The organism is Vibrio jasicida CAIM 1864 = LMG 25398, assembly GCF_000400365.1.
Taxonomy (GTDB): Bacteria; Pseudomonadota; Gammaproteobacteria; order Enterobacterales; family Vibrionaceae; genus Vibrio; species Vibrio jasicida.
In genome coordinates this window covers 1-13350 of sequence record NZ_BAOG01000145.1, presented here as the reverse complement: position 1 = coordinate 13350, position 13350 = coordinate 1, and the positions used below count along the sequence as shown (strand labels likewise).

Here is a 13350-nt window from a genome sequence, read left to right as displayed (position 1 = left end):
TGAATGGTAGACATATGGTTCACCTCGTTCTGAGAGCCTACTCTAAGCGTAGGGCTTGAGAGTGAGGCGGACCATATAATTAGCCCCTCACCGAAATGAAGGGCTAAAGATATCTTTACTTGTTAGATAGTGGCTACTTACAGCATACGAACCACGGAAGGGTGAACTGCGCGATACATGGCGTAATCAATCGCCTTCATGTTACTTGGAAAAACCAAGTTCTCGCACAATAAGTAAGTTTCTACGGATGTATCAATATAGAAGGCTTCGCTGTAGGACTCACTCGCCCAATCCAAATCACCATCCAGCTCAGCGTGCTTACCTCGAATCACGTAAGACAATACCGAATCACGAACGTCTAACGCTTGATTCAAATGTCGCTTAGCTAAATCAATGTCACCAGTGATCGTCTCATGCAGAGCTAACGCTTCATAAATACGTGGCTGAATAGGCCCAACCATCATCTTAGCGTTGGCTTCCAGCTTATCACTTAACTGCTGAACCCTGCTCTTTCTTAGTTCCAATGCAGGATCGAGTGCTTTTTGCACATGGTAAGCTATTAGCAATTCCGATTGCACATAAGCATTGTCCGGTTCAATCTCTAGAATCTTCTCCATAAGGTCAATGCCGTGCTGGAATTGGTCGGAGTCTGATACATTTAAATAATGGTTGGCTTGAACGAATAACTCAAGCGCGTCTGGGTTCATTGGCATTCCTGCCACCAGCACTTTTGATTTGAGTTTTGCATCAGGTACTTTAAGCACTCGCATCAAATCCAAAGAGGCTTGCTGCAAAACGGTTTTTAAATGGCTGCTAGTTAAAGCATATTGACGGCTGAACAACACCTTTTCTGAAGAGTTATTGCGGTATTCCACTTCTAAGAAGCTGCCACCACCATTCTCTCGAACTCGCACCACCACCGATTTGCCCGGAACAATACCATTAGTGAATGACGCCTTCTTGAGCATCACTCGGTAATCACTCACCTGAGCGATATCTGCCATGAGTTTCTGAGCAAAGCCGTCGGCCAAGTCGTAACTCAACCCGCCTTTATTGAAATCATCTTGGAACTTAAACTCGATAAGGTGGGTATCAATGGCTTGTGTAATACGCACTTCCGATTGCTTATAAGTAAACACCCCCATCACGACCACCAAGATACTGATCCAGATGAAGTTCATAAAGCCTAAACGCCAAGGGCTAATTTTGTTGGGTTTACGCGGTGCTTTTTTCTCTTTCGACATCTCGCATACAGCGCGAGTTAAAGGACCTGCTGGAAATGTCATAGCCGGAGCGGGAAGTTCAGATGCTTCTTCTTCCATATCGTCAATGACAGGAGGAAGTTCATCAGTGCCACAATGACGAGCAGCAAGAAACTCATCATGCGATAGCGGTACCACATTCGCCACCAGCTTGTAACCGCGCTTAGGCACAGTGATCACGTAGCTGATGTTTTCTTCTCGACCATCACGCAGTAGCTTACGCAATTCAAAAATCGATTGAGTGACGACTTGATCCGTCACAATCGCACCAGCCCAAACATATTGGATCAGCTCTTCGCGATTGAAAACTTCACTCGCGTGTTCAGCAAGGAAATGCAGCAGATTAATTAAGCGTGGTTCAACGGTAACTTCCCTGTCTTGTCGATACAGCTTATTTTCATCAACGCTCAAAACCCAATCATTGATTTGAAAATAGACTCCAACCATGTATGAAAACTCTCGTATCTGATAGACAGCGTCGCTTTAGGAATAGGGGGACTACAATTCTTACGGTCGACTAAAGGCGAGATTATAGGTGGGAAAGCGGCTTGAACCTAGAAAAGCAAGCCGCCAAAAATGCAAACTTAAGTTAAATGACGCAAAAATGAGACTATTCAAGGGCTGCCAAGATCGAGCAATGGCTGGCATCATCATTGTTATGCCCGCAGCAAGCGTCATTTATCTTCTTCAAAGCCGTACGGATTTTGCTGAGTTCAGCAATCTTCTCATCAATTAAAGTTAACTTTGCAGAAGTAATGGCTTTCACCTCAGCACAACTGTGTTCTGTCGCTTCTAATTTGATCCCTAGCAGCTCTTTGATTTCTTCTAAACTTAAACCAAGCTCTTTCGCTTTAAGAATGAAACGTACCTGCTTTTGGTTCTCTTCATTATATAAGCGATAGCCTGATTCACTTCGTCCTGCGGGTTTAATCAACGCATTTTTTTCGTAGAAACGCAATGTATCGGCAGTCACACCACAGCGTTTCGCCAGTTCACCTATCTGAAACATAACTTCCCTTATTAACTATCTCGTTACTTTTTAAGCGAAAGGACGAGGTTTTTACAATTATTTTTGAGATGCCAAACGATTGCGCAAGCTTTTTTGTAATAAATTGGTTAGAATACGCGCCATCAAATAGTGGAGACTGTTTTCTTGATAAGAAAACACCCTGCAAAGGTTTTTACCAAAACTGGCCAATATTTTACCCTAAGAGGTGGAAACAAGTTCATTTTTGGCAAACATCTTTAACTCCGTGAATTTGAGGAAAATGGAAGCATGAACAACGCTCGCCCTATTCGCCGTGCGCTTATCAGCGTATCAGACAAAACAGGTATTGTTGAGTTTGCACAAGCTCTTGCTGAGCGCGGTGTCGATATCCTATCTACTGGTGGCACTGCTCGCCTGCTTGCTGAAAAAGGCATCTCTGTTACAGAAGTATCTGACTACACTGGTTTCCCAGAAATGATGGACGGCCGTGTTAAGACTCTGCATCCAAAAGTTCATGGTGGTGTTCTAGGCCGTCGCGGCCAAGACGATGACGTGATGGAAACTCACGGTATCAACCCTATCGATATGGTTGTTGTAAACCTATACCCATTCGCAGAAACCGTTGCTAAAGAAGGCTGTACGCTTGCTGACGCTGTTGAGAACATCGACATCGGTGGTCCAACAATGGTTCGCTCTGCAGCGAAAAACCACAAAGACGTAACTATCGTTGTTAACGCTCACGACTACGACCGTGTTATCGCTGAAATGGACGCGAACGAAAAATCTCTAACACTAGAGACTCGCTTCGACCTTGCTATCGCAGCATTCGAACACACGGCTTCTTACGACGGCATGATCGCTAACTACTTCGGCACTATGGTTCCATCTTACGGTGAGAACAAGGAAGGCGATGAAGAGAGCAAATTCCCTCGTACGTTCAACCAACAGTTCGAGAAAAAACAAGACATGCGCTACGGTGAGAACAGCCACCAAGCAGCAGCATTCTACGTTGAAGCAAACCCTGAAGAAGCATCAGTTTCTACTGCTCGCCAAATCCAAGGTAAAGCCCTTTCTTACAACAACATCGCTGACACAGATGCAGCACTTGAGTGTGTGAAAGAGTTCGACGAGCCAGCATGTGTGATCGTTAAGCACGCTAACCCATGTGGTGTAGCACTAGGTGAAGATATCCTAGAAGCTTACGACCGTGCGTTCAAAACAGACCCAACGTCTGCATTTGGCGGCATCATCGCATTCAACCGTGAACTAGACGCTGCAACAGCAACGGCTATCACTGAGCGCCAATTCGTTGAAGTTATCATTGCTCCTTCTGTTTCTGCTGAAGCAGTAGAAATCGTAGCTGCTAAGAAAAACCTTCGCCTACTTGAGTGTGGTGAGTGGACAACTAAGACAACTGGCTTTGACGTGAAACGCGTTAACGGCGGCCTACTGGTCCAAGACCGCGACCAAGGTATGGTGTCTGAAGATGACCTTAAAGTAGTTTCTAAGCGTCAACCAACCGCTGAAGAGCTAAAAGATGCGCTGTTCTGCTGGAAAGTAGCGAAGTACGTGAAATCTAACGCGATCGTTTACTCGAAAGGCGACATGACTATCGGTGTAGGCGCAGGCCAAATGAGCCGCGTTTACTCGGCGAAAATCGCAGGCATTAAAGCTGCAGACGAAGGTTTACAGGTTGAAGGTTGTGTAATGGCATCAGATGCATTCTTCCCATTCCGTGACGGTATCGACGCGGCTGCAGAAGCGGGCATCAAGTGTGTTATCCAACCGGGTGGTTCTATGCGTGATGACGAAGTTATCGCAGCGGCAGACGAACACGGCATGGCGATGATCTTTACGGGCATGCGTCACTTCCGCCACTAATTAGTTTTTGGTCTTCCCCTTTACCAAGGGGGAGTTAGAGGGGGTCTGTTGTACGCACACGACTTACCCCTCCCAACCTCCCCTTAATAAGGGGAGGAGCGAAATCAAAGGAAATATTATGAATATTCTTATCATTGGTTCAGGTGGTCGTGAACACGCACTAGGTTGGAAAGCGGCACAAAACCCAAATGTTGAGACTATCTTCGTGGCTCCAGGTAACGCAGGTACAGCACTAGAGCCTAAATTAAAGAACGTAAACATCGCAGTAGAAGACATCGCTGGGTTGGTTGCTTTTGCAAAAGAGAAAGCGATTGAGCTAACCATTGTTGGTCCTGAAGCGCCACTGGTTATCGGTGTGGTTGATGCTTTCCGTGAAGCAGGCCTGCCAATCTTCGGCCCGACACAAGCAGCAGCGCAGCTTGAAGGATCTAAAGCGTTTACTAAAGATTTCCTTGCTCGTCACCAAATCCCAACGGGTGCATACGCGAACTTCACTGAAATCGAGCCAGCACTTGCTTACGTTCGTGAACAAGGTGCGCCGATTGTTGTAAAGGCCGACGGTCTTGCTGCTGGTAAAGGCGTGATTGTAGCGATGACACTGGAAGAAGCTGAAGACGCAATCAAAGACATGCTAGCAGGCAACGCATTTGGTGATGCAGGCAGCCGCGTGGTTATCGAAGAATTCCTAGATGGTGAAGAAGCAAGCTTCATCGTTATGGTCGATGGTGAGAACGTCTTACCAATGGCCACCAGCCAAGACCATAAACGCGTAGGCGACAAAGATACTGGTCCTAACACCGGTGGCATGGGTGCATACTCTCCAGCTCCAGTGGTGACACAGGAAATCCACAACCGCATTATGGAAGAAGTGATTTACCCAACGGTACGTGGTATGGCTTCTGAAGGTAACCCTTACACTGGTTTCTTATACGCGGGTCTGATGATCGATGCAGATGGCACTCCAAAAGTGATCGAGTACAACTGCCGCTTCGGTGATCCTGAGACGCAACCTATCATGATGCGTATGGAATCGGATCTTGTTGAACTGTGCCTTGCAGCAATCGACGAAAAATTGGACCAAGTCGAATCAAATTGGGATCCTCGCGCCTCTATCGGTATCGTGCTAGCGGCCGGCGGCTACCCAGCGGCTTACAACAAAGGCGATATCATTTCTGGTCTACCTCAAGTTGAAATTGAAGGCGAGAAAGTCTTCCATGCCGGTACAGATAACAAAGATGGCGACATCGTTACAAACGGTGGCCGTGTTCTTTGTGCGACCGCGCTTGGCAATAGCGTATCAGAAGCACAGCAACGCGCTTATGAGCTTGCGAAACCAATCAGTTGGGATGGTGTATTCCATCGCAACGATATCGGCTACCGTGCAATTGCACGTGAGCAAGAAAAATAAAAACAACTTCAGTTGGCTAAAAAGACAAAAGGCGCATTCAGCGCCTTTTTTATTATGTTTTTATCGAGAGATTTCGAAGCTACGTTTATTCCGAGATCAACTTTGGTCGTGATACGCAATCAAAATCATCATCATTGAGCATCAGCAATTCGTCGACGGTTGCCGTACTGCGAGACTCCTTGCCGATGAATGCAATGTAACTGTCCACTGAAGCTAACCTATCTATCACAAACTTAGGCAGGGTCTGGTTAAATTCCAATGTAGCAAACTCTCGCCCTTTGCAGGTTTCGAATGTTTCCCCATCCCAATAACCCTGGATTAGGCTCTTACCATCTCGGGATTGTTTCTTGATCGAAGCCACCACGTCATTTGCTTCTTTCTTATATCGTTCGAGTTGATCTCGCTGTAAAGGTAGCACTTTCCCGTTCACACGGTATTGCTGATAAATCGCATCACCATCTTTATTGAATCGAATGTGGATTTGAAAAGGCACCAATCCTTGTTTGGCATCGAGTTGCTCACCTTTTCGAATCAACTCTCTGAGCTCATCGTCATCCCAACGATAATCACTCTGATACGAGCCGTAATCACCCATGGTGACATAGTCTGCTGCCTTGCTGACACGCGTAAGGCGCTCAGTCATCCAGTATAAACTGGTGGCATCCCCCATGATTTTCCCGCCAGAGAAATGAGTAAATTGTTCGAGGTTTGGGGTTTCTACAGAAGCACAGCCAAAAAGAGTCAGGCTAGATAGGAGGAGTGAAGTGAGTAGATGTTTTTTCATGAAATTGCACCGAGGCAGAATACCTCGGTGCATTTTAACTTAGTTTACTGATTCTTTCAGCGCTTTACCTGCTACAAATGCAGGTACGTTAGCCGCTGCGATTTGAATCTCGTCACCAGTCTTAGGGTTACGACCAGTACGTGCAGCGCGGTGGTTCACTTTGAATGTACCAAAACCAATTAGTTGAACTTGGTCACCCTCTTTAAGAGCGCCTGTTACACCCTCAAGAGTTGCTTCAAGAGCAGCTTTAGCTTGTGCTTTAGATAGATCTGCTTTCTCTGCGATAAAGTCGATTAATTGGGTCTTGTTCATTAGGTTTCCCTTCTCATATGTTATCGAATTCAACTCACTCTAAAACATAAATGCCCCATCTGGCAAAGGTTTGTAAGCGATCTTTCGATTTTCTGACGTAGTTTTAGCCATAATATGAGTAATAACTCACAATTTGTTACTACTTGCACGATGAAAGCTCTTGCTTTCTAATGCAATAAGACCGATTTATAAGGCACTTTTGCGGTTATAATCTCTGCAAAGACCAACTATCACATTACATTCAAGGGCAACTATGCTGCTGTTATCCATTTATATCTCTATTGCTATCGGCGTTTCGTTTATCTGTTCGGTGCTGGAGGCGGTACTACTGAGTATCAGTCCGAGCTACATTGCACAGCTCAGACAACAGGGGCACCCTGCTTCAGCTCAGCTAGAAAAACTGAAGTCGGACATCGACCGTCCATTGGCTTCAATCCTGACGTTAAACACTATTGCTCATACTATTGGTGCAGCAACGGCAGGTGCACAAGCGGCAGTTGTGTTTGGTAGCGAAGCACTTGGTATCTTCTCTGCGGTTCTGACTTTAGCGATTCTTGTACTTTCAGAGATCGTACCTAAAACGATTGGTGCAACCTACTGGCGTCAATTAGCGCCTGCAGCAGCCGTATCGCTGCGTTGGATGGTTTGGGCACTGACACCATTCGTGTGGTTCTCAGAGCAGATTACAAAGCGTTTAGCACGCAACCACGAAGCACCAAAGATGCGTGATGAATTATCCGCAATGGCGATTCTTGCAAGAGAAAGTGGCGAGTTCGCAGAAGGCGAATCAAAAATTCTGAGTAACCTACTTGGTATTCAAGATGTACCCGTGACTCAAGTCATGACACCTCGCCCAGTCGTGTTCCGTGTGGATGCTACGATGTCGATTAATGAGTTTCTTGATAAACACAAAGAAACACCGTTCTCTCGCCCTCTGGTTTACAGTGAACAAACGGACAATATTGTTGGCTTCGTACACCGCTTAGAATTGTTCAAGCTGCAACAATCTGGCAGTGGTGAAAAGCAACTTGGTGCCGTTATGCGCCCTATTCAAGTCGTGCTAAACAATACCACTTTACCTAAAGTGTTCGACCAGATGATGAGCCACCGTCTACAACTGGCTTTAGTTGTCGATGAATACGGCACAATTCAAGGTCTAGTGACACTTGAAGATATCTTTGAGCACCTATTGGGTGAAGAGATCATCGACGAAGCGGATAAGAGCACAGACATGCAAGAGCTAGCTTATCAACGCTGGGAAAACTGGAAAGAGAAGCACGGCGTGATTGAAAGCCGTGACGACGATGAAGAAGAGGAACAACTGGAGAAACAGGACAAAGAGCCAGAAGCTCAAGAGCCAACCAAACCAGACTCTAAAGAATCGTAATCAGCATTGGGCATAACAGCTCGAACGCACAAATTAAAAAGGCATCCACCATGGATGCCTTTGTTTTATCTATTCAACAATTAAAGTGCAATGCCGATGTTGCTCACGGCTTCTTCGCGCAGCTCTTCACGCAAATCTTTAATCAAGCTGATGTCACGCTCTACCGCTTCACGCAGTGGACGGAAGATAGCCCACTGAACATCCCACTCTTCACACACGGCTTCATTTTCTTTTTGGTTGTCGTTTGTGATTGGCTCTGCACCTTGTGCTTGTTCTAGGTCAGCAACAGTTTGTACCGACTGTTGGCTCACTTTAAGCATTGAATCGAAAAGGTAGTCGCGATCCAACAGACCATGCAGCAGTGTCGACAAGCTCTGACAAGCATCCATCGCTGGATAAACACCGTAAAAATCGAACTCATCTGCACTTGGGAACAATTCTTCTAACTTCTCTAATTGACGTTCGAAGTTAATTTTCGCGTTCTTAACCGTCAGAATTTCCCATACACTATCAAGAATCGCTCGGTAAGCACGTGGCTCAGCAAATTCTGTATTCTCACAAAACATCGCATAGTTTGGATACATGCGTTCACACAGACACGCCATGAAGGTAATTTGTTGCCAAGGTTCTAGTTTTTCCAAACGAACCTGAAGAGGATTCTTAAGCATAGTCACTCAATCATTGAAGAAAAAATCAGCGAAAGTGTACTTGATTCATCACAGGGAAAAAAGTTAATGCAGCATCCAAATCAGATTTTCCTGCTCTCGGAGCATCGCGACACCTACGAAACATTACTAGCGGACAAAAATCTGCCCGATCTTGCCATCACAAACAAACCTCAAGATGCTCAGATCGTACTGGCGGATCCACCATTACTATCACAAAGGTTAGACGAGTTTTCACAGCTTGAGTGGGTGCAATCAACATTTGCTGGGGTGAATGCTTTGATGATGCCGAATCTGCGCCGGGATTATACCTTGACTAATGTTCGCGGTATTTTTGGTCCATTGATTGCCGAGTACGTGATTGGTTACAGCATTGCTCACTTCCGTCACTTCATGCAATACCACCAGCAGCAACAGGCCAAACAATGGCAGCCGCATCTATATACCTCGCTACAAAGCAAAACCATGGTGATTCTCGGCACCGGCAGTATCGGCAGTCATTTGGGTAAAACGGCACAACTGATGGGCATGAAAGCCATAGGAATCAATCGTACTGGTATCCCCACTTCTGGCGGTGAATTCAATCAAACTTTTCATATCAATGAACTCGCCAGTGCCTTTCACCAAGCGGATATCGTGGTAAATACGCTGCCGAGCACGACAGAGACGCAACGTTTACTCAATAGTCAGGTGCTAAGCCATCTTAATCTGGCATTGCTATTTAATGTTGGAAGAGGCGATGTGATTGATGATGTAGGTCTGTTGCTCGCTCTAAAGAATCGCTGGGTCGAACATGCTTTTCTCGATGTGTTTGAACTAGAACCACTTTCACCACAACATCCGTTTTGGAAACTTCCGCAAGTAACCATCACTCCTCACATCGCAGCGTTAAGTTTCCCTGAGCAAGTAGTCGACATTTTTGCAGACAACTACTTGAGTTGGAGGGACGGTTTCTTTCTAAATAATCAGGTCGATTTCGACAAAGGGTATTAACCGTTTTATGTCTCTAGAAACATTGCTAAAGCAAGTGCGAGCCTGCCAGATCTGCGCAGACGATTTACCTTTGGGTGCAAACCCTGTCGTGCAAGCCGCAAAAGACGCACGCATCCTAATCATCGGACAAGCGCCGGGGACACGTGTGCACAAAACCTCGATACCTTGGAACGATCCAAGCGGCGATCGGTTACGCCAATGGCTCGATATCGACAAAGACACTTTCTACGACCCAAACAAAATAGCCATTGTCCCGATGGGCTTCTGCTATCCAGGCAAGGGTAGCTCTGGCGATTTGCCTCCTCGCAAAGAGTGTGCGCCCGCTTGGCATAATCAGATTCTTGAGCAGTTGCCCAATATAGAGCTGACTCTGCTGATTGGTCAGTACTCACAGCAGTACTATCTCACCAACAAACCAAAGACGCTCACGCAAACTGTTCAGCAATGGCAGGATTGGGAACCGGACTTTATCCCGCTTCCTCACCCTTCTCCGCGCAACATATTATGGCTAAAGAAGAATCCTTGGTTTGAATCTGACATCGTGCCATACCTTAAAAAACGTGTTCATTCGATGCTTTAGGTTACCCGTGATCTAATTGCTTGTTTATCTGTACAAAAAAATTAGCGCACAAGAGCCACAATCATAAATCGTTGTTTATAATAAATTTTAATGTATAACGTACAGTCTAAATAGCAATTAGATCATGGCAGACCAAATACTACCAGAGCTGTACAGCCTTGAGTTTCAGATAAAAAAATACCGACACTGATTGCCGGTATTTGATTTCAAAAAAGTCGAATTTACTTGTGGTACGGCTTAGATAGCTCGTGTACCGCTTCCACAAATACGCCCGCGTTTTCTGGCGGCACATCCAAATGGATACCGTGGCCTAAGTTGAACACGTGACCAGTACCTGCATCGCCAAAGCCTTCTAGAATACCCGCTACTTCTTCACGGATACGCTCTGGTGAAGCGTAAAGCATTGATGGGTCCATGTTACCTTGTAGAGCCACTTTATCGCCGATACGCGCTTTCGCGTCTGCAATGTTGATTGTCCAGTCTAGACCTACCGCATCACAGCCCGTTGCTGCGATTTGCTCAAGCCACATACCACCGTTCTTAGTGAACAATGTTACTGGTACGCGACGACCGTCGTTTTCACGAATCAGGCCATCTACAATCTTGTGCATGTATTGCAATGAGAACAGGTTGTAGTCACGAGGAGTCAGTACACCGCCCCATGTATCAAATACCATCACCGACTGTGCACCCGCTTTAATTTGCGCGTTTAGGTACTCGATAACGCTGTCTGCTAGCTTATCTAGAAGTAGGTGCAGCGTTTGTGGTTCTGCGTACATCATCTTCTTGATCTTGGTGAACGCTTTTGAGCTGCCACCTTCAACCATATAAGTCGCCAGTGTCCATGGGCTACCAGAGAAACCAATCAGTGGAACGTCACCGTTCAAGTCTTTGCGGATTTGACGCACTGCGTTCATTACGTATTGCAGCTCGCCTTCTGGATCTGGCAGGCCAATCTTTTCTACGTCGGCTTTGCAAGTGATTGGCTTATCGAAAACCGGACCTTCACCAGCGGCAAAACGAAGCTCTAAGCCCATTGCATCTGGGATAGTTAGGATGTCAGAGAACAAGATCGCTGCATCAAGAGGAAAACGGCGTAGTGGTTGAAGCGTTACTTCTGACGCCAACTCCGCGTTTTTACACAAAGACATGAAATCGCCCGCTTGCGCACGAGTTGCTTTGTACTCTGGTAGGTAACGACCTGCCTGACGCATCATCCATACTGGCGTGTAATCTACTGGCTCTTTTAGAAGGGCACGCAGATAACGATCATTTTTTAATTCAGTCATTCCGTAATTCCAATTGTTAGGCTTTCTTTGAAAGGGGGTATTCTATCACTGATTTAAGGCTAATAGCTGTGTGCTTTGCAACCTGGATCAAGTTATTAACTTTTAAATCAGTGCTTAATTTGCACCCAGTCGGTATCAGTGTTAAAAATTTGTTCGCTAGCGAAAACTACAATTATAAACTGAGTACCCGGTACTCAGCATCTCATAACGACATCTTACTTACCCCCTCCTTCTCGGAGGGTTTTTTTTATCTATTTTTCAGCCAATTAGATTCGACATCTTGTCGCGTTTGCTCGATAAGCGCTCGAGCAATCGTCCCTTCTGGTGCAACCGGCGGCATCTCGTCAACACCAAACCATTGTGCATCTGACAGTTCGGTGTAATCCGGATTCAATTCGCCAGACTCGTAATCAGCAAGAAATGCCATCATCATGCTGGATGGAAAAGCCCATGGTTGGCTGCCAAAATAGCGAATATTTTTAACGTGCACGCCGGTTTCTTCGTGTATTTCACGAGCGACACATTCTTCTAGGGTTTCTCCCACTTCTAAAAAGCCCGCAATGACGGTGTACATGCCATTTCGATGACGAGGGTGCTGTGCCAACAAAATCTGGTTATCTTTGCGTACAGCGACAATGATGCACGGGAAGATACGCGGATAGTGTAAGGTACGGCACTCACCACACTGCATTGCCAATTGATTGTTGTTGAGGAAGTTACGCCCGCCACATTGAGGGCAAAAGCGCAGGCTTTGTGTCATGTGGCCATATTGAATCGCTTTACTAATCAGCAAGAAAAGCGCCTCTGGGAAATGGAGACAATCTCGCAAAGACACAAGATCTAAATCATGGTCTAAATCACACAGGTTTATCCATATGACTGGGGCACCTTGGTATTCACCAATTTGCCTTGCACTCGCCTCTGGCAGTGAGAACTGCTCTGCATTACCAAATGGAATAGCACCATCCACCAGCCAGATATCACTTCCTGAGACAACGCACCAATAGGCGTTTTTCGTACGGTTAACTTCACCTTTTCTTAACATTACAGCGTCCCTTTGCTTGAAGTTCATCCATTTTACTGGCAATCTAATTTCATACCAGAGTTTGTTGTTCGTTAGATTTACAACTATAAATTCTAGTAAGGACAAGAGTTTGTAATCACTTTACTAACTTTGCTTTGCAAAGGATACGTTCGCCAATGGGCGATCAGATCATGAGGGCATGGTCATGCTAAAAAAATTCAAACAAACACAGGACCAATGGGGTGGCTCAAGTGAGGTCATTGATCATTGGCTGGAAACAAGACAGTCTTTGATTGTCGAATATTGTAAGCTTGCAGCACTGCAACCTTGTTCGAAAACGAACGTTATTGAACTTCCTTCTCCAGACGAATTACAGCACTTCTGCCAACATCTTGTTGACTATATCTCCGAAGGCCATTTCAAGATATACGACATGGTCATGGATAAATGGAAAGCGACTGGCTTTGTCGCTACTGATGAAATTAATCAGGCTTACGCGAAGATAGTTCTAACTACCGAACCGCTTCTTAACTTTACCGATAAATACTCTGATGTTTCAGCCGAAGATGAACTGGCCGATTTCGATTCAGATATGTCTCTGATTGGAGAAATTATCGAAACGCGCTTTGCGGTAGAGGATCACTTGATTCAGTTGATTGCCGACAGTTTAGCTATGCCGCCTGGCGCATAGCGAGAAGCGAGAAGCGAGAAGCGAGAAGCGAGAAGCGAGAAGCGAGAAGCGAGAAGCGAGAAGCGAGAAGCGAGAAGCGAGAAGCG

General features: G+C 45.8%; 13 protein-coding genes. 6 read left to right on the top strand and 7 right to left on the bottom strand.

Annotated features, from left to right (window positions below):
• Positions 1 to 137: 137 nt before the first annotated feature.
• Together cadC and zntR are read right to left on the bottom strand one after the other, a co-directional pair.
• Entirely contained in the window at positions 138 to 1709 is a 1572-nt protein-coding gene (gene cadC / locus VJL_RS25160; protein WP_038882076.1) for a lysine decarboxylation/transport transcriptional activator CadC, read from the bottom strand.
• A gap of 163 nt (positions 1710 to 1872) precedes the next feature.
• Positions 1873 to 2271 carry a Zn(2+)-responsive transcriptional regulator gene (gene zntR / locus VJL_RS25155; protein ID WP_038873397.1) on the bottom strand — a complete coding sequence of 133 codons (399 nt, stop codon included), beginning with the start codon at positions 2269 to 2271 and terminating at the stop codon, positions 1873 to 1875.
• Between the two features lie 267 nt (positions 2272 to 2538).
• Here zntR and purH point away from each other — a divergent pair, with 267 nt between their 5' ends.
• Positions 2539 to 4131 carry a bifunctional phosphoribosylaminoimidazolecarboxamide formyltransferase/IMP cyclohydrolase gene (purH, locus tag VJL_RS25150; RefSeq protein ID WP_038882075.1) on the top strand — a complete coding sequence of 531 codons (1593 nt, stop codon included), beginning with the start codon at positions 2539 to 2541 and terminating at the stop codon, positions 4129 to 4131.
• A 118-nt stretch (positions 4132 to 4249) separates the two neighbouring features.
• On the top strand, positions 4250 to 5539 hold the full coding sequence (gene purD, locus VJL_RS25145) for a phosphoribosylamine--glycine ligase (RefSeq protein WP_038882074.1): 1290 nt from the start codon (positions 4250 to 4252) through the stop codon (positions 5537 to 5539).
• Between the two features lie 85 nt (positions 5540 to 5624).
• Here purD and VJL_RS25140 read toward each other — a convergent pair whose 3' ends face one another.
• Positions 5625 to 6323 carry a DUF1481 domain-containing protein gene (locus VJL_RS25140; protein WP_038873406.1) on the bottom strand — a complete coding sequence of 233 codons (699 nt, stop codon included), beginning with the start codon at positions 6321 to 6323 and terminating at the stop codon, positions 5625 to 5627.
• 39 nt (positions 6324 to 6362) lie between these two features.
• Entirely contained in the window at positions 6363 to 6635 is a 273-nt protein-coding gene (gene hupA, locus VJL_RS25135) for a nucleoid-associated protein HU-alpha (RefSeq protein WP_005433627.1), read from the bottom strand.
• 253 nt (positions 6636 to 6888) lie between these two features.
• Between hupA and VJL_RS25130 the strand changes: the two genes are divergently transcribed.
• Entirely contained in the window at positions 6889 to 8022 is a 1134-nt protein-coding gene (locus VJL_RS25130) for a CNNM domain-containing protein (RefSeq protein ID WP_038873409.1), read from the top strand.
• 80 nt (positions 8023 to 8102) lie between these two features.
• On the opposite strand, the gene VJL_RS25125 is transcribed toward VJL_RS25130, so the two are convergent.
• Positions 8103 to 8690, bottom strand: a complete 588-nt coding sequence (locus VJL_RS25125) for a YjaG family protein (protein ID WP_005434878.1) — start codon at positions 8688 to 8690, stop codon at positions 8103 to 8105.
• Between the two features lie 66 nt (positions 8691 to 8756).
• Here VJL_RS25125 and VJL_RS25120 point away from each other — a divergent pair, with 66 nt between their 5' ends.
• Together VJL_RS25120 and VJL_RS25115 are read left to right on the top strand one after the other, a co-directional pair.
• Complete coding sequence (locus VJL_RS25120) at positions 8757 to 9680, top strand: D-2-hydroxyacid dehydrogenase (protein WP_038882073.1); 924 nt, start codon at positions 8757 to 8759, stop codon at positions 9678 to 9680.
• Between the two features lie 7 nt (positions 9681 to 9687).
• The gene (locus tag VJL_RS25115) at positions 9688 to 10260 is read left to right on the top strand and encodes a uracil-DNA glycosylase family protein (RefSeq protein ID WP_038882072.1); all 573 of its coding nucleotides are present in this window, start codon (positions 9688 to 9690) and stop codon (positions 10258 to 10260) included.
• Between the two features lie 221 nt (positions 10261 to 10481).
• On the opposite strand, the gene hemE is transcribed toward VJL_RS25115, so the two are convergent.
• Both hemE and nudC read right to left on the bottom strand, forming a co-directional pair.
• The gene (gene hemE, locus VJL_RS25110; RefSeq protein WP_005433634.1) at positions 10482 to 11549 is read right to left on the bottom strand and encodes a uroporphyrinogen decarboxylase; all 1068 of its coding nucleotides are present in this window, start codon (positions 11547 to 11549) and stop codon (positions 10482 to 10484) included.
• Between the two features lie 247 nt (positions 11550 to 11796).
• Positions 11797 to 12594, bottom strand: a complete 798-nt coding sequence (nudC, locus tag VJL_RS25105) for an NAD(+) diphosphatase (RefSeq protein WP_038882071.1) — start codon at positions 12592 to 12594, stop codon at positions 11797 to 11799.
• Between the two features lie 178 nt (positions 12595 to 12772).
• Here nudC and VJL_RS25100 point away from each other — a divergent pair, with 178 nt between their 5' ends.
• On the top strand, positions 12773 to 13264 hold the full coding sequence (locus tag VJL_RS25100; protein WP_038873422.1) for an Rsd/AlgQ family anti-sigma factor: 492 nt from the start codon (positions 12773 to 12775) through the stop codon (positions 13262 to 13264).
• The last annotated feature ends 86 nt before the right edge of the window (positions 13265 to 13350 follow it).

Coding starts and splice junctions, on each gene's coding strand:
- cadC (WP_038882076.1), bottom strand. CDS start 1,709: ATGGTTGGAGTCTATTTTCAAATCAATGATTGGGTTTTGAGCGTTGAT.
- zntR (WP_038873397.1), bottom strand. CDS start 2,271: ATGTTTCAGATAGGTGAACTGGCGAAACGCTGTGGTGTGACTGCCGAT.
- purH (WP_038882075.1), top strand. CDS start 2,539: ATGAACAACGCTCGCCCTATTCGCCGTGCGCTTATCAGCGTATCAGAC.
- purD (WP_038882074.1), top strand. CDS start 4,250: ATGAATATTCTTATCATTGGTTCAGGTGGTCGTGAACACGCACTAGGT.
- VJL_RS25140 (WP_038873406.1), bottom strand. CDS start 6,323: ATGAAAAAACATCTACTCACTTCACTCCTCCTATCTAGCCTGACTCTT.
- hupA (WP_005433627.1), bottom strand. CDS start 6,635: ATGAACAAGACCCAATTAATCGACTTTATCGCAGAGAAAGCAGATCTA.
- VJL_RS25130 (WP_038873409.1), top strand. CDS start 6,889: ATGCTGCTGTTATCCATTTATATCTCTATTGCTATCGGCGTTTCGTTT.
- VJL_RS25125 (WP_005434878.1), bottom strand. CDS start 8,690: ATGCTTAAGAATCCTCTTCAGGTTCGTTTGGAAAAACTAGAACCTTGG.
- VJL_RS25120 (WP_038882073.1), top strand. CDS start 8,757: ATGCAGCATCCAAATCAGATTTTCCTGCTCTCGGAGCATCGCGACACC.
- VJL_RS25115 (WP_038882072.1), top strand. CDS start 9,688: ATGTCTCTAGAAACATTGCTAAAGCAAGTGCGAGCCTGCCAGATCTGC.
- hemE (WP_005433634.1), bottom strand. CDS start 11,549: ATGACTGAATTAAAAAATGATCGTTATCTGCGTGCCCTTCTAAAAGAG.
- nudC (WP_038882071.1), bottom strand. CDS start 12,594: ATGTTAAGAAAAGGTGAAGTTAACCGTACGAAAAACGCCTATTGGTGC.
- VJL_RS25100 (WP_038873422.1), top strand. CDS start 12,773: ATGGTCATGCTAAAAAAATTCAAACAAACACAGGACCAATGGGGTGGC.